At 72.6% G+C, this 15,345-nt stretch carries 14 protein-coding genes and 1 pseudogene; 13 read left to right on the top strand and 2 right to left on the bottom strand.

Translation table 11 applies throughout. The features are described 5' to 3' along the window. Window positions 1-89: 89 nt before the first annotated feature. The 12 genes and pseudogenes from ACSYGN_RS32265 (at window position 90) to der (ending at window position 12,408) form a co-directional block, all read left to right on the top strand. The gene (locus ACSYGN_RS32265) at window positions 90-1,082 is read left to right on the top strand and encodes a ParA family protein (protein ID WP_460403873.1); all 993 of its coding nucleotides are present in this window, start codon (window positions 90-92) and stop codon (window positions 1,080-1,082) included. Beyond that, a complete protein-coding gene (locus ACSYGN_RS32270; RefSeq protein ID WP_460401889.1) occupies window positions 1,067-1,645 on the top strand; it encodes a hypothetical protein in 579 nt (192 codons plus the stop codon). The genes ACSYGN_RS32265 and ACSYGN_RS32270 overlap by 16 nt, the downstream gene beginning before the upstream one ends. Window positions 1,646-1,858: 213 nt before the next feature. Then, on the top strand, window positions 1,859-3,226 hold the full coding sequence (locus ACSYGN_RS32275; protein ID WP_460401891.1) for a segregation and condensation protein A: 1,368 nt from the start codon (window positions 1,859-1,861) through the stop codon (window positions 3,224-3,226). Then, on the top strand, window positions 3,223-3,942 hold the full coding sequence (gene scpB / locus ACSYGN_RS32280; RefSeq protein WP_460401893.1) for an SMC-Scp complex subunit ScpB: 720 nt from the start codon (window positions 3,223-3,225) through the stop codon (window positions 3,940-3,942). Before ACSYGN_RS32275 ends, scpB begins: the two co-directional genes overlap by 4 nt. Then, the gene (locus ACSYGN_RS32285; protein WP_460401895.1) at window positions 3,942-5,024 is read left to right on the top strand and encodes a pseudouridine synthase; all 1,083 of its coding nucleotides are present in this window, start codon (window positions 3,942-3,944) and stop codon (window positions 5,022-5,024) included. Before scpB ends, ACSYGN_RS32285 begins: the two co-directional genes overlap by 1 nt. A gap of 230 nt (window positions 5,025-5,254) precedes the next feature. After that, window positions 5,255-5,995 carry an NUDIX hydrolase gene (locus ACSYGN_RS32290; protein ID WP_460401897.1) on the top strand — a complete coding sequence of 247 codons (741 nt, stop codon included), beginning with the start codon at window positions 5,255-5,257 and terminating at the stop codon, window positions 5,993-5,995. Then, window positions 5,992-7,014 (top strand): annotated as a pseudogene (locus tag ACSYGN_RS32295) (ADP-ribosylglycohydrolase family protein). Before ACSYGN_RS32290 ends, ACSYGN_RS32295 begins: the two are co-directional and overlap by 4 nt. A 629-nt stretch (window positions 7,015-7,643) precedes the next feature. After that, window positions 7,644-8,006 (top strand): chorismate mutase, encoded by a 363-nt coding sequence (gene aroH, locus ACSYGN_RS32300; protein ID WP_460401899.1) that lies wholly within the window; start codon window positions 7,644-7,646, stop codon window positions 8,004-8,006. Further along, entirely contained in the window at window positions 8,003-9,088 is a 1,086-nt protein-coding gene (locus tag ACSYGN_RS32305; protein ID WP_460401901.1) for a prephenate dehydrogenase, read from the top strand. Before aroH ends, ACSYGN_RS32305 begins: the two co-directional genes overlap by 4 nt. A gap of 376 nt (window positions 9,089-9,464) precedes the next feature. After that, on the top strand, window positions 9,465-10,151 hold the full coding sequence (cmk, locus tag ACSYGN_RS32310) for a (d)CMP kinase (protein WP_460401903.1): 687 nt from the start codon (window positions 9,465-9,467) through the stop codon (window positions 10,149-10,151). After that, window positions 10,109-10,846 (top strand): lysophospholipid acyltransferase family protein, encoded by a 738-nt coding sequence (locus ACSYGN_RS32315; protein ID WP_460401905.1) that lies wholly within the window; start codon window positions 10,109-10,111, stop codon window positions 10,844-10,846. Before cmk ends, ACSYGN_RS32315 begins: the two co-directional genes overlap by 43 nt. An 86-nt stretch (window positions 10,847-10,932) precedes the next feature. Next, complete coding sequence (gene der / locus ACSYGN_RS32320; RefSeq protein ID WP_460401907.1) at window positions 10,933-12,408, top strand: ribosome biogenesis GTPase Der; 1,476 nt, start codon at window positions 10,933-10,935, stop codon at window positions 12,406-12,408. A gap of 134 nt (window positions 12,409-12,542) precedes the next feature. Here der and ACSYGN_RS32325 read toward each other — a convergent pair whose 3' ends face one another. Together ACSYGN_RS32325 and ACSYGN_RS32330 are read right to left on the bottom strand one after the other, a co-directional pair. Then, a complete protein-coding gene (locus ACSYGN_RS32325) occupies window positions 12,543-12,992 on the bottom strand; it encodes a hypothetical protein (RefSeq protein ID WP_460401909.1) in 450 nt (149 codons plus the stop codon). Window positions 12,993-13,308: 316 nt separating this feature from the next. Further along, window positions 13,309-14,097: a hypothetical protein gene (locus tag ACSYGN_RS32330; protein WP_460401911.1), complete on the bottom strand. Its 789-nt coding sequence runs from the start codon at window positions 14,095-14,097 to the stop codon at window positions 13,309-13,311. A gap of 537 nt (window positions 14,098-14,634) precedes the next feature. Between ACSYGN_RS32330 and ACSYGN_RS32335 the strand changes: the two genes are divergently transcribed. Beyond that, entirely contained in the window at window positions 14,635-15,345 is a 711-nt protein-coding gene (locus tag ACSYGN_RS32335) for a transglycosylase family protein (protein WP_460401913.1), read from the top strand.

The raw sequence follows: 15,345 nt of genomic DNA on the forward strand, positions 1-15,345 counted from the left end.
CCGTCGCGGTGCGTACCTTCGCGGCCCACCAGAGTCTCGTTCAGGCGACCCGGACAGCACAGAGCATGGATGGTCATCACGTGAACGCCATGGCCGGCGACGGGAGTGGCGCGCCCCGCGACCACTTCGCCGACTACGACGAACTGCCCGACGGGCACTTCTACGACCCCGACGCCGAGTACGAGCCCGACCCGGAGTACGCGGCCACGCTCGCGCCCGACGCGGCCCGCCAGCGCCGTGAGCGCATCGGACCGACCGGACGCCCGCTGCCGTACTTCCCGATCCCGGGCCCGCTCACGGACCACGGACCCGCGAAGATCATCGCGATGTGCAACCAGAAGGGCGGCGTGGGCAAGACCACGTCGACCATCAACCTGGGTGCCGCGCTCGCGGAGTACGGACGCCGTGTGCTGCTCGTGGACTTCGACCCTCAGGGCGCGCTGTCGGTGGGTCTCGGTGTCAACCCGATGGAGCTCGACCTCACCGTCTACAACCTGCTCATGGAGCGGGGCATGTCGGCGGACGAGGTCCTGCTGAAGACAGCGGTCCCCAACATGGACCTGCTGCCCAGCAACATCGACCTGTCGGCCGCCGAGGTCCAGCTGGTCTCCGAGGTCGCGCGCGAGTCCACGCTGCAGCGGGCCCTCAAGCCGCTGATGGACGACTACGACTACATCGTGATCGACTGCCAGCCCTCGCTCGGCCTGCTGACCGTCAACGCGCTGACGGCCGCGCACAAGGTGATAGTCCCCCTCGAGTGCGAGTTCTTCGCGCTGCGCGGTGTCGCGCTGCTCACCGAGACCATCGAGAAGGTCCAGGAGCGGCTCAACCCGGAGCTGGAGCTCGACGGGATCCTCGCCACCATGTACGACTCGCGCACCGTGCACAGCCGTGAGGTGCTCGCACGTGTCGTCGAGGCGTTCGACGACCACGTCTACCACACGGTCATCGGGCGCACGGTCCGCTTCCCGGAGACCACCGTCGCCGGCGAGCCGATCACCACGTACGCCTCCAACTCCGTCGGCGCCGCCGCCTATCGCCAGCTCGCCAGGGAGGTGCTCGCCCGGTGTCACGCCGAGTGAGTCTGCCGGGGGCCGACGAACTGTTCCGTACGACAGGGGGAATGGCGCTCCAGCCGTCCGCTCCCCGGCGCCCGGTCAACGGCGAGGCCCGGGTGCCGGGCCCGGCGGGGGAGAGCGACGCCTCCGCGCCCGCCGAGGCGCCGGACGCGCCGCAGGCCGTACCCGTGCAGGGCGGCGACGGCGAGGGCGCCGAGCATGTGGCGGCGGAGTCCGAAGGGGCCGACACCGCCGAGTCGCGCAGCCGCGCCGCGGAGCGCACCGGGCGCCGCCCGGCACCGCCGGACGCCGCGGCGGCCGCGGCTGCCGCCGAGCAGCCCCGCAAGCGGGGGAGGGCCGCCGCCCGGCGGCCCAGCGGCCGTGAGCGGCACGACGAGAAGATCACCGTGTATGTCTCCGCCGAGGAACTCATGGACCTCGAGCACGCACGCCTGGTGCTGCGCGGTGAGCACGGGCTGGCCGTCGACCGCGGCCGTATCGTCCGCGAGGCGGTCGCCGTCGTCCTCGCCGACCTGGAGAGCCGCGGGGACGCCAGCATCCTCGTACGCCGACTGCGCGGACGGTAGTGCCGCGACAGGCAACGTTCGCCCCGTCGCGACGCCCGGCACGCTCCCCCAAGCTCTTCGAGCAGGGGGGACCCCCGCTCGCCGCACCGGCCGAAGACCCAAGTACGTCCAGTACGAGGGCCTCCGGCCGGCACGCCGAGAGCACGCACCGGACGCCGCTCCTTCACGGGCAAACGTTGCCTGCCGAGGCACTAGCGGTAGCCTGCGGGGGCCATGACCTCGAACGACACCCCCACCCCGCCCCCCGGCCGCAGACGCGCTTTGGGCCGGGGCCCGGGAGCGGCCCCGGCCACGCCTCGTCCCGCACCGTCCCCTGACCCCGCGACGACACCGACCGAGACCCGCGAGCCGGTGTCCCCCCTGATGCACCAGGCGCCCGTGGGGGCGGGGGCGGGTGCCGGGGGTGGCGGCCTGGAGGACTCCCCGGAACCCGAGGCGGATGGTGCCGGGTCGCAGCCGGAGGCCGGGGTCGTTGTGGAGCCGCGTGAGCCCGAGGGGGCGGCGCGTCCTGGGGCGGTGGAACGCGCCGAGGCCCGGGTCGTCGTGGCCGGGCCGCCGGCGGCGGTGGAGGCCGAGGCGGGTGCCGGGAGTCGGGCGGAGTCGCCGGGGGGATCTTCCGCCGTGGGATCCGCAGCGGACGGCGGTGCGTCCGGTGCCGGTTCTGCCGGTGAACCGGACGGTGGCGCTGCGCCGGGTGGCGACACCGCGCCGGATGGCAACGCCGTGCCGGACGGTGACGGTGTCTTCAAGGTGCGGCTCGCGAACTTCGAGGGGCCGTTCGATCTGCTCCTCCAGCTGATCTCCAGGCACAAACTGGACGTCACCGAGGTCGCCCTGTCGAAGGTGACCGACGAGTTCATGGCGTACATCCGGGCCATGGGCGCGGACTGGGATCTCGACGAGACCACCGAGTTCCTGGTGGTCGCCGCCACCCTGCTCGATCTGAAGGCGGCCCGGCTGCTGCCCGCCGCCGAGGTCGAGGACGAGGCCGATCTGGCGCTGCTGGAGGCCCGGGACCTGCTCTTCGCCCGGCTCCTCCAGTACCGCGCCTACAAGCAGATCGCCGAGATCTTCAACCGGCGCCTGGACGAGGAGGCCCGCCGGTACCCCCGTACCGTGGGACTGGAACCGCACCACGCCGAGCTGCTGCCCGAGGTCGTCATCAGCATCGGTCCGGACCGTTTCGCCCAGCTCGCCGTCAAGGCGATGCAGCCCAGACCCAGACCCCAGGTCTACGTCGACCACATCCACGCACCGCTGGTCAGCGTGCAGGAGCAGGCCGCGATCGTCGTGGCGCGGGTCAGGGAGCTGGGCGAGGTGAGCTTCCGGACACTGGTCGAGGACACCGACGACACCCTCACCGTCGTCGCCCGCTTCCTGGCGCTGCTGGAGCTGTACCGGGAGAAGGCGGTCGCCCTCGACCAGGAGATTGCCCTCGGCGAGCTGACCGTGCGCTGGACGGGCGGGGACGGGGACGAGACGCCCACCGTGACGGGCGAGTTCGACCGGCCGCCCGAGGAGCCCAAGGGGCCTGAGGAACGGTCCGGGAAGCAGCAGGGGAGTCAGGAGGAGACGGCATGAGCGGGGAGACCACCGACGCACCGGCCGGACAGCGCGATGTCGCCGGCCTCGACCTCAAGCCTGCCCTGGAGGCCGTCCTGATGGTCGTGGACGAGCCCGCGACCGAGGAGCACCTGGCGAAAATACTCCAGCGGCCCAAGCGGCGGATCGGGGAAGCGCTGCGGGAGCTGGCGGACGAGTACACGGCCCAGGGCCGCGGCTTCGAGCTGCGGCTGGTCGCCGGCGGCTGGCGCTTCTACTCGCGCGCCGAGTACGCCCCGGCCGTCGAGGGCTTCGTGCTCGACGGCCAGCACGCCCGGCTCACCCAGGCCGCGCTGGAGACGCTCGCCGTCGTGGCGTACCGCCAGCCGGTGAGCCGCAGCCGTGTCTCGGCCGTACGAGGGGTCAACTGCGACGGTGTGATGCGCACCCTCCTCCAGCGCGGGCTGATCGAGGAGGCGGGCACGGAACCCGAAACAGGTGCGATCCTGTACAGGACGACGAACTACTTCCTGGAGCGGATGGGCCTGCGCGGTCTGGACGAACTCCCGGAGCTCGCGCCGTTCCTGCCGGAGGCGGAGGCGATCGAGGCCGAGACCCAGGAGGGCGTGCCGTCGTTCGACCCGGACGCGGACGACGACGGTCCGGCGACCACGAGGACCGGTCCGACCACGAGGTCCGGTCCGACCAGCTCGACCAGTACGACGACTACGACCACTACGACGACGGAATTTTGATGCGAAGCAGCGGCAGCGGCAAGAGCGGTGGGCGCGGCAACTACCGCGGTGCCGGCAACAACAGGGACGACCGGCAGGGGCAGGGCCGTCCCCGCAAGCCCCGCCCCGAGGAGCGCCGCTACGACGTGGGCCCCGGCGCCACCCAGGAAGGCCCCAAGTCCGGGCGCGGCGGTGCGGCGCGCGGCGGTGCCAAGGGCGGCCCGAAGCAGCCCGCGGGCGGCGCGGGTGCCGCCGGCGGGCGCGGCCGTACGGCGCCGGGCAGCTCGCGCGAGTACGACGCTCGGGCCGAGGAGCGCAACCGCGAGCGGTACGCGGGCCGCAAGGACGTGAAGCTGCCGAAGACCTTCCCGGGCGCCGAGCAGGAGGGCGAGCGGCTCCAGAAGGTCCTCGCGCGCGCGGGCTACGGCTCCCGGCGTGCCTGCGAGGAGCTGATCGAGCAGGCCAGGGTCGAGATCAACGGCGAGATCGTCACCGAGCAGGGCCGCCGGGTCGACCCCGAGCGCGACGAGGTCAAGGTCGACGGACTGACGGTGGCGACGCAGTCGTACCAGTTCTTCTCGCTCAACAAGCCGGCCGGTGTGGTGTCCACGATGGAAGACCCCGAGGGCCGCCAGTGCCTCGGCGACTACGTCACCAACCGCGAGACCCGGCTCTTCCACGTCGGGCGGCTGGACACCGAGACCGAGGGCGTCATCCTGCTCACCAACCACGGCGAGCTGGCCCACCGGCTGACCCACCCCAAGTACGGCGTGCGCAAGACCTACCTCGCGCACATCGTCGGCCCGATCCCGCGCGACCTGGGCAAGAAGCTCAAGGACGGCATCCAGCTGGAGGACGGGTACGCGCGCGCGGACCACTTCCGGGTCGTCGAGCAGACCGGCAAGAACTACCTGGTCGAGGTGACCCTGCACGAGGGCCGCAAGCACATCGTGCGCCGGATGCTCGCGGAGGCGGGCTTCCCGGTCGACAAGCTGGTGCGCACGGCCTTCGGCCCGATCACCCTGGGCGACCAGAAGTCGGGCTGGCTGCGCCGGCTCTCCAACACGGAGGTCGGGATGCTGATGAACGAGGTCGATCTGTAGACACGCCCTTCTGGCGGGCGTGAGCGGACGCGTGGCGGCCGGTACCGGGTTCTCCGGTACCGGCCGCCGCTGTGTGCGGGGGGAGACGGCTGAGGGGCGGCTGGGGGGCGGCTGGGGGGCGGCTGGGGGCTTGCCGGGCAGTACCGGCTGGATTTATAGTCGTAGCGACTATTGGTCATGATGACCATAAAGCCGGGGAACGTGACGCTGACGGAGGGGACCGGACCACCATGGACGTGGACGGCTACGACAAGTACGCCTACGAGCCCTTCGCCGTCACCGTCGATCTCGCCGTGCTCACCCTGCGCGCGGGCGCGCTGCACGTCCTGCTCGTCGAGCGGGGGCAGGAACCGTACGCCGGGCACTGGGCGCTGCCCGGCGGTTTCCTGCTGCCCGACGAGTCCGCCGAGACGGCCGCCCGGCGCGAACTCGCCGAGGAGACCGGCCTGTCGTACGTCTCCGGCCTCCGTCTCGAACAGCTGCGGACCTACAGCGAACCCGGCCGTGATCCGAGGATGCGGGTGGTGTCCGTCGCGTTCACCGCCCTGCTGCCCGACGCTCCCGAGCCGCGCGGCGGCGGTGACGCGGCGCAGGCCCGCTGGCAGCCGTACGGCTCCGCCGGGCCGCTCGCCTTCGACCACGACCGGATCCTCGCCGACGCCCACGACCGGATCGGCGCCAAACTGGAGTACAGCTGCCTCGCCACCGGCTTCTGCCCGCCCGAGTTCACGCTCGGCGAGCTCCAGCAGGTCTACGAGACCGTGTGGGGCACCGCGCTCGACCGCCCCAACTTCCGCCGCAAGGTGCTCGCCACGCCCGGCTTCGTCGAGCCGGTCCCCGGCGCGGCGCGCCTCACCGGCGGCCGTGGCAAACCGGCCGCGCTCTATCGCGCGGGCACCGCCACCGCGCTCCACCCGCCCCTGCTGCGACCGCACCCGCTCCACCCGCCGAGGGAAGGAAGCCCCGCATGACCACGACCAGTGTCAGAAAGCGCGCCGCCACCGGGTCCCTGCTGGGCCTCGCCCTCGGGGACGCGCTCGGATTCCCGACCGAGTTCAACGACGTGCCGTCGATCCTCGCCAAGTGCGGTCCGTAGCGGGAGATGGAGCTGCCGCAGCGCGCGTTCGTCTCCGACGACACCCAGATGACCCTGGCGGTGGCACGCGCACTGCGTACCGCGATGGGCCGCGGTGTGCTCGCCCCGAAGCGGCTGGAGCGGCCGCTGCGCGAGGAGTTCGTGGACTGGTACCAGTCGCCGGACAACAACCGGGCGCCCGGGAACACCTGTCTGCGCGCCTGCGCGCTGCTGAAGGACGAGAACCGGGCCTGGCAGGACGCCAGTCAGATCCACTCCAAGGGCTGTGGCGCCAACATGCGCGTCGCCCCTATCGGCCTCGTGCCCGGCCTGAGCGCCGAACAGCGCGCGGGCGCCGCCCAGTTGCAGGCGGCGGTGACCCATGGTCACCCGACGGCGCTGGCCGCCTCGGACCTCACCGCGCACGCCGTACGGCTGCTCGCACAGGGCGCGGAGCCCGCGGGGCTGGTCGGGCTGCTGCGCTCGTACGCCCTCGACAACCGCAACCGCTACCACCACACCTGGCTCGGCGACCTGTGGACCCGCGCGCAGGACCCGTCTCCCGAGGTGTTCATCGCCCGCGGCTGGGACGAGTGCCTGACCGTCCTCGACCGCCTCCGCGCCGCCCTGAAGGACCCCTCACCCGAGACCGACCCCTGCCTGGCCACCGGCGCGGGCTGGATAGCGGAGGAGGCCCTGGCGACGGGCCTGCTGTGCTTCCTCCTCTTCGTCGGCGACCCGGTCACCGCCCTCCGCCGCGCCGCCTGCACCTCGGGCGACTCGGACTCGATAGCCTGCCTGACCGGCGCCTTCGCCGGCGCCCACCACGGCGACGACGCCTGGCCTCCGGCCTGGGTGGACCGCATCGAACACCGGGGCGACCTGATGACCTTGGGGGCACTCTGGGACGCGTGAGGCGTCCCGCCGGGAGCGGGGTCACCGTCGGCTGTCTCGGTAGCGCCGGGCGCCGGGCCCGCGGGCCGCTGACCGGCCGGCCGGCTGCCGCGGCTGCCCCGGCGACCCGGCTCGGCGGGCGAGGCGCCGACGGGCCTGGGCCGGGCCGCCAGTGACGCGGGCCGAGTGGGTCCGAGCGGTGACGGACGAGTGGCCCGGCGCGAGTGGTGCGGGCCGCAATGGAAGCTGCCGGGCTCGGCCTTCAGCGGTGCGCCATTCGTCCGTTGCGTCACCGCAGCGACGCGTGTCGCCCGCCCGCTGCGGCAGCCCGCCCGCGCCTCGCCGGTCTACCGGGCACCGCAGGACAGCTGGGCGTACCGGGCAGCCGACGGCGTCGCCGCTTCCCGCCGCCTGCGATCAGCCAGGAGTATGCCCGGTCGCCGGGGTGCCGTCGCTTCCGCCTCGGCCCCTGATCACCCGGCCCCCGATCACAGGTGCCGGGACCGGTGAACGGCGGCGGTCGTCTCACCCGCCGGGCGTGCTGGGGCCGCAGGGCAGGGGCTGGCTAGGCTGAGGGGTGCACAACCGGAGTGTGAGCCGGTGGGGCGGAACGTCCGCGGTGCACACGTATGTCAGCGAGGAGCGGTGTCGTGGCGGTACGAGCGGTCCGGGGGGCCGTGCAGTTGGAGCGGGACGAGGCCGGGCACATGGACGAGCAGGTCGGGGCCCTGCTCACCGAGGTGCTGGAGCGCAACGGGCTCACCGCCGACGACCTGATCAGCGTCTGGTTCACGGCCACCCCCGACCTGCACAGCGACTTCCCGGCGGCCGCCGCCCGCAAGCTCGGCATCGTCGACGTCCCCCTGATCTGCGCCCAGGAGCTCGACATCGAGGGCGCCATGCCCCGGGTCGTACGGATCCTGGCGCACATCGAGTCCGACCGGCCCCGCGCCGACATCGCCCATGTCTACCTCGGCGCCGCGGCCGCCCTGCGCAAGGACATCGCCCAGTGAGAACCGCACTTGTCATCGGCACCGGCCTCATCGGCACCTCCGCAGGGCTCGCCCTGGTCCAGCGGGGCGTCACCGTGCATCTCGCCGACAACGATCCCGAGCAGGCCCGTACGGCCGCCGCGCTGGGCGCGGGGACGGACGAGATGCCCGAGGAGCCCGTCGACCTCGCCGTCGTCGCCGCGCCGCCCGCTCATGTGGCCGCCGTCCTCGCCGACGCGATGCGGCGCGGCGCGGCGCGCGCCTATCTCGACGTGGCCAGCGTCAAGGGCGGGCCGCGCCGCGAGCTGGAGGCGCTGGGCCTCGACCTGTCGTCGTACATCGGCAGCCATCCCATGTCGGGCCGTGAGAAGTCCGGCCCGCTGGCGGCGAACGGCGATCTCTTCGAGGGCCGCCCCTGGGTGCTCACCCCGACCCGTGACACCGACACCGAGGTGCTGAACCTCGCCCTGGAGCTGGTCTCGTACTGCCGCGCCGTGCCCGTGGTGATGGACGCCGACGCCCACGACCGCGCGGTGGCGCTGGTGTCGCACATGCCCCACCTGATCTCCAGCATGGTCGCCGCGCGCCTGGAGAACGCCGAGGAGGCCGCCGTACGGCTGTGCGGGCAGGGCATCCGGGACGTGACAAGGATCGCCGCCTCCGACCCCGCGATGTGGATCGACATTCTGTCCGCCAACCCCGCCCCGGTCGCCGATCTGCTCAGCGACGTTGCCGCCGACCTCGCGGAGACCGTGGAGGCGCTGCGTGCCCTCCAGTCCTCCGACGAGGCCAAGCGGCGCGCGGGCGCCGGGGGCATCGAGGACGTGCTGCGGCGCGGGAACGCCGGACAGGTCAGGGTGCCGGGCAAGCACGGGTCCGCGGCGCGGACGTACGAGGTGGTCGCGGTGCTGATCGACGACCAGCCCGGCCAGCTCGCCCGTATCTTCGCCGACGCGGAGCGGGCCGGGGTCAACATCGAGGACGTGCGCATCGAGCACGCCACGGCGCAGCAGACCGGTCTGGTGCAGCTGACGGTGGAGCCGAAGGCGGCGCCGGTGCTGGCGGCGGCCCTGCGGGAGCGGGGCTGGTCGATCCGGCAGTAGGCCGCAGTACGGGCTGGGGCGGGGCCGAGGGGGCGGGCCGAGGGGGCCGCAGGCCGCTCAGGGCCTGTCCGGCGGATCATGCCGGAGACGCGGGTTGGGCACGCGCATCTGCGGCGTTGTCGTCGGTCGCCGACTCCCCCGAGTTCTCGGCTGCGCTCGAACAGGGGACCCCCGTCGCGTCGACTCCCTCCTCCGCCTTGCAGCTGCACGCACCAACCCCCGCTCACCTGGGCCGATGGGTCCCGTCGGTTTCCTCCGACTTGATCCGCCGGACAGGCCCTCGTGCCGGGCCGGTCCGTGAAGCCAGTAACCTTGTGCAGGGCACCACCGCGGCCCCGCACGCTCCCACCACCCAGCACCAGGAAGGTGTCCCCCCGTGGAAAACGGCGCCGCCCAGCCCGTGATCGTCGCCATCGACGGTCCCTCCGGCACGGGTAAGTCGAGCACGTCCAAGGCCGTTGCCGCGCAGCTGGGTCTGAGCTACCTGGACACCGGCGCCCAGTACCGGGCGATCACCTGGTGGATGGTGAACAACGGGATAGACACCGACGACCCGTCCGCGATCGCCGATGCCGCCGGGAAGCCGGAGATCGTCTCCGGGACCGACCCGGCCGGGCCGACGATCAGCGTCGACGGCCTGGACGTGGCGGGCCCGATCCGCACCCAGGAGGTCACCTCCAAGGTCAGCGCGGTCAGCGCGGTGCCCGAGGTGCGCACCCGGATCACCGAGCTCCAGCGCACCCTGGCCGCCACCGCGGAGCACGGCATCGTGGTCGAGGGCCGCGACATCGGTACGACCGTGCTGCCCGACGCCGACCTCAAGATCTTCCTCACCGCCTCCCCGGAGGCCCGCGCCGCCCGCCGCAGCGGTGAGCTGAAGGGCTCCGACGTACGGACCACCCAGGCGGCGCTGGTCGCACGCGACGCGGCCGACTCCAGCCGTACGACCTCGCCGCTCGCCAAGGCGGACGACGCGGTCGAGGTGGACACCACCGAGCTGACCCTGCCGCAGGTCATCGAGTGCGTCGTCACCCTGGTCGAGGGGAAGCGGGCAGCGAAGTGACCGGAGTTCCATCGCGCGAGGACGCCGCCGGCGTGCCGTCGGAGCGCGGGGCCGAGGTCGGGCGGCGGATAGGCGTCGGCCTGATGTACGGGTTCTGGCGGCCGAGGGTGCTCGGCGCCTGGAAGGTGCCCGCGAGCGGTCCGGTGATCTTCGCCGTCAACCACTCCCACAACATCGACGGCCCGATGGTCATGGGTGTCGCACCCCGCCCGACGCACTTCCTGATCAAGAAGGAAGCGTTCATCGGGCCCCTCGACCCCTTCCTGACCGGCATCGGCCAGGTGAAGGTGGACCGCACGAGCACCGACCGGAACGCGATCACCCGGGCGCTCGGCGTCCTGCAGAACGGCGGAGTGCTCGGCATCTTCCCGGAGGGCACCCGCGGCGAGGGCGACTTCGCCTCCCTGCGCGCCGGACTCGCCTACTTCGCGGTCCGCAGCGGCGCGCCGATAGTGCCGGTCGCGGTGCTGGGGACGGCTGGGCGGGACGGGCGGGGGAATGCTGTGCGGCGCGGACGGTTGATAAAGGGGCTGCCGCCGCTGCGCTCCCGCGTCGACGTCGTCTTCGGCGACCCCTTCGAGGCGGGCGACGGCAGCGGCCGCCGCACCCGCAAGGCGCTGGACGAGGCGACCGAGCGCATCCAGAAGCACCTGACCGCGCACCTGGAAAACGCAAGGCACATCACCGGTCGGTAGCCGACACTGAGTAGTGGCCTCGCCCGGCCCACCCCGGCGGGCGCGCGCCACCGATCACCACGAATGAACGACGAGGTACCTACTTCATGAACGACCACATCGGCTCCGAGGGCTCGCTCGACGAGCACGACCACGGAGCGCTTGGCGACGCCGAGTACGCGGAGTTCATGGAGCTCGCCGCGGAAGAGGGCTTCGACGTCGAGGACGTCGAGGGCGCCATCGAGGCCGCGGGCCACGGCCCGCTGCCGGTGCTCGCCGTCATCGGCCGCCCGAACGTCGGCAAGTCGACACTCGTCAACCGGATCATCGGCCGCCGCGAGGCCGTCGTCGAGGACAAGCCCGGTGTCACCCGCGACCGGGTGACCTACGAGGCCGAGTGGGCGGGCCGCCGCTTCAAGGTCGTCGACACCGGCGGCTGGGAGCAGGACGTCCTCGGCATCGACGCCTCCGTGGCCGCCCAGGCCGAGTACGCCATCGAGGCCTCCGACGCCGTGGTGTTCGTCGTCGACGCCAAGGTCGGCGCGACCGACACCGACGAGGCTGTCGTACGGCTGCTGCGCAAGGCCGGAAAGCCCGTCGTGCTCTGCGCCAACAAGGTCGACGGCCCGAGCGGCGAGGCCGACGCGGCCTACCTCTGGTCCCTCGGCCTCGGCGAGCCCCACCCCGTCTCGGCACTGCACGGCCGCGGCACCGGCGACATGCTGGACTCCGTCCTGGAGGCGCTGCCCGAGGCGCCCGCGCAGACCTTCGGCACCGCCGTCGGCGGACCGCGCCGCATCGCTCTCATCGGCCGCCCCAATGTGGGCAAGTCGTCCCTGCTGAACAAGGTGGCGGGCGAGGAGCGCGTCGTCGTCAACGAGATCGCGGGCACCACCCGGGACCCGGTCGACGAGATGATCGAACTCGGCGGCAAGACCTGGAAGTTCGTCGACACCGCCGGTATCCGCAAGCGGGTCCACCTCCAGCAGGGCGCCGACTACTACGCCTCGCTGCGCACCGCGGCCGCGGTCGAGAAGGCCGAGGTGGCCGTCGTGCTCATCGACGCCGCCGACTCCATCTCGGTGCAGGACCAGCGGATCGTCACCATGGCCGTCGAGGCGGGCCGCGCCCTGGTCCTCGCCTACAACAAGTGGGACACCCTCGACGAGGAGCGCCGCTACTACCTGGAGCGCGAGATCGAGACCGAGCTGGGCCAGGTCGCCTGGGCCCCGCGCGTCAATGTCTCCGCGCACACCGGACGGCACATGGAGAAGCTGGTCCCGGCGATCGAGGCGGCGCTGGCGGGCTGGGAGACCCGGGTGCCGACCGGCCGCCTCAACGCCTTCCTCGGTGAACTGGTCGCGGCCCATCCGCACCCGGTCCGCGGCGGCAAGCAGCCCCGCATTCTCTTCGGCACCCAGGCCGGCACCAAGCCGCCGCGCTTCGTGCTGTTCGCCTCCGGCTTCATCGAGGCGGGTTACCGGCGCTTCATCGAACGCCGGCTGCGCGAGCAGTTCGGCTTCGAGGGCACCCCGATCCACATCTCGGTGCGGGTGCGGGAGAAGCGCGGCACGAAGAAGTAACCGCTACGGCCGCTGCTGGTACGGGTGCAGCGGACACGGGCGTACGGAAGGGGCGGTCCCGGTCGGGAGACGGGGGCCGCCCCTGCTGCGTCTACGCCGTACGCACGCCGTGCGCCGGTACGCCGTACGCCGGATCAGAGTCCGCTGCGCCGGGCTGGCGGCAGAGCGGCGGGCACGTGGTACGTGCCGGTGCCGTGCTGAGGCGGAAGCGTGCCGACCCGCTGCCACTGGGGCTGGGAGGGCGCCGGGGACTGCGCCTCCGCCGGTGTCTGGGCCTGCCCGGGGCGCCCGCCGCCGCGGTGCCGGGCGACGGCCGCCCCGGCGCTGTAGGCGCGGTACGAACCCTGGCCGTACGGCACCGGGTTCTGTCCGCCGCCCCCGAGCGCGGGGAGCCCGAAGGCGACGAAGCCCAGATCCTCCTCGCCGCTGCGGTCGCCCGGCAGGGTGCGGTAGGACTTGACGTACTCGGCGTAGAGCGCGTCGTAGATCGGCGTGGCCGATGGGCCGCCCGAGGGGTCCTGGCCGGAGCGAACGGACCTGACCGGCTGGAAGGACTGGCGGCGGGGGACGTCGTAGAGGTGCACGTATGTCCAAACGACCCCGGCGCCCAGGGGATGCGGTCCGCGAAGCGGCCCCTGGGCCGTGTCCGACAATTCCCGCCGGGCGCGCGACGTCTGGCACGGCACCTCGCCGCATTGTCGGATCACCCGAGTACGTCCAGTACGCGGGCGATCCTCCGCCTTGCGATGCTCCCCCACTGCCCGAAAGGCGTGGGAGGGGCCCCCAGCACCCGACGCCGCGCGCTGATCCGACGCGAATGGTCGGACACGGCCTTGCGGACGCGGGGCCGTGCGCTCCCTGGCCAGGCGGTCAGGTGCCGTGCGCTCCCTCGCGGGGCGGTCACGTACCGGCGAGGGGCAGGGCCGCCCCCACCAGCTTCCCGACCGAGGCCGCCCGGTCCAGGGCGTCCCTCATCAGGTCCTCGCGGGGCTGGCGGCCGATCGAGCCGACCGGGGCCGCGAACAGCAGCACCTGCTGGTGTTTGTTGGCGGCGGCCCGCCAGCCCTCGGTGACCTGCAACGGCTGGTGCGCCTGCCACCAGGCCACCGGGGAGCCGCCGTCGGCGCCCGGCTGGAGCACCGCGTGCAGCTGGCCCATGGCGAGCAGCACCGACCAGCCGTGCAGCACCGGCGGGACCTCGGCGATCTCGGACATCGGCATGAACCCCTGCTCGATCAGCAGCGGCAGGAAGTCGTCACCGGCGGCGGTGGAGCCGGGGCGCACGATGGGCGCGGTCGGCTCGACGACCAGCGCGGGGTGCAACTCCCCGGCGATCAGGACGAGTCCGCTGGTCACTCCCAGCACGGCCTGCTCGGGCGCGGCCTGCTGCTGCGGTACGGCGCCGGGGGAGACGCCGTCGCCGATGGAGCGGACCGCGCCCTGCAACTGCTCCTCGGTGACCTGGACGACCTGCGAGGGCAGACAGCCGGCATGGGCGAAGGCGAGGACGGCGGTCTCGTCCCCGATGAACAGGACGGTGCTGGTGTACTCCTGATCGGAGTCGCCCGGGGTACGGCAGGACGTGCAGTCGTATCTGCCCGGGGCGTTCTCCCCGGCGAGCAGCCGGTCGGCTTCTTCGTCGCCGATCTCGGCGCGTACGGCGTCGCTGACGTCGAGCATGCGCGGCACGGTGGCTCCCTCGGGATGCGTGCGTGGGGACCGGGTGGCTCCCGGCCCGTGAGCCCCGGAGGGTTCCGGGCTCATGACGATGACAACGGGCGACCTGTGGCGGGAGTCACGCCCTCGGCCGAACGGAATCGCAGCATCCGACGCGGAGGGTGACGGGTGCCGCGGAATTCCTCACTCCATGTCAACTCGTCGGCGGTGTAAGGATCTTGACTCGGTGAGACGGGTCACAGCGCCGTCCGGGTGATGGTCGACAAAGTACGAAATGAACGAATGAAGTGGGTGGCCGAAAAAAGCCGTTACTTGCGGTAACAGCTAACTGGCCTGGAATGACAAGGAGTTGGTTGATATCGGGCGGCCCGGCTCCCTAGATTCCTCCGCCGAGTGCATCGAGCACCGCTCGGGTACGTCCGCCCACCGCGCCAGGCACCACTCACGGCACGGGTCCGGCGGACGGGGCCGAGCGCGTCACCCCGCGTCCATGCGCGGCGGGAACGCGCCCGGCTTGGGGGGAACCCGGGTCCGTGGAGAGGGAATTACATGTCCGAATGTGCCGATACCACCCGCAGCACCGCACGCAAGACGCGCACCACGGCGGTCCTCGCCGGAGCGGCCCTGCTCGCTCCGCTCGGGCTGCTGGCCGCGACCGGCAACGCCGCAGCGGCGGACAGCGGGGTGTGGGACCGCATCGCCCAGTGCGAGAGCGGCGGCAACTGGCACATCAACACCGGCAACGGCTACTACGGCGGACTCCAGTTCTCCGCCTCCACCTGGCGGGCGTACGGCGGCACCGCGTACGCCCAGCGGGCCGACCAGGCGTCCAGGGAGCAGCAGATCGCCGTCGCCACCAAGGTCCAGCGCGCCCAGGGCTGGGGCGCGTGGCCGGTCTGCTCGGCCCGGGCCGGAGCGAGTGGCGGGGCCCCCGAGAACGCCTCGGCGACGACGAAGTCGACCGGGAAGAATCCCACCCACAAGAGCACGCGGAAGCACGCGCCGGCCTCGAAGCAACCAAGCACGACGAGCCGTTCGTCGAGCCATGCGTCCGGCCAGTCGTCGAATCGCTCGTCGGATCGTTCGCCGAACCGTGCGCCGAGCCGTGCCACCGGCGACTACACGGTCCGCAAGGGCGACACCCTGAGCGCCATCGCCGCCCGGCACGGGACCACCTGGCAGCGGCTGTACGCCGCCAACAAGGCCGTCATCGGCGGTGATCCCGACCTGATCGTGCCCGGGCAGCAGCTCGAACTCTGA

This window comes from Streptomyces sp. YIM S03343 (assembly GCF_054729195.1).

Bases quoted from the DNA above. Each gene is read 5' to 3' on its own strand.
- ACSYGN_RS32265 (WP_460403873.1), top strand. From the start codon at position 90: ATGGCCGGCGACGGGAGTGGCGCGCCCCGCGACCACTTCGCCGACTAC.
- ACSYGN_RS32275 (WP_460401891.1), top strand. From the start codon at position 1,859: ATGACCTCGAACGACACCCCCACCCCGCCCCCCGGCCGCAGACGCGCT.
- scpB (WP_460401893.1), top strand. From the start codon at position 3,223: ATGAGCGGGGAGACCACCGACGCACCGGCCGGACAGCGCGATGTCGCC.
- ACSYGN_RS32285 (WP_460401895.1), top strand. From the start codon at position 3,942: ATGCGAAGCAGCGGCAGCGGCAAGAGCGGTGGGCGCGGCAACTACCGC.
- ACSYGN_RS32290 (WP_460401897.1), top strand. From the start codon at position 5,255: ATGGACGTGGACGGCTACGACAAGTACGCCTACGAGCCCTTCGCCGTC.
- der (WP_460401907.1), top strand. From the start codon at position 10,933: ATGAACGACCACATCGGCTCCGAGGGCTCGCTCGACGAGCACGACCAC.
- ACSYGN_RS32335 (WP_460401913.1), top strand. From the start codon at position 14,635: ATGTCCGAATGTGCCGATACCACCCGCAGCACCGCACGCAAGACGCGC.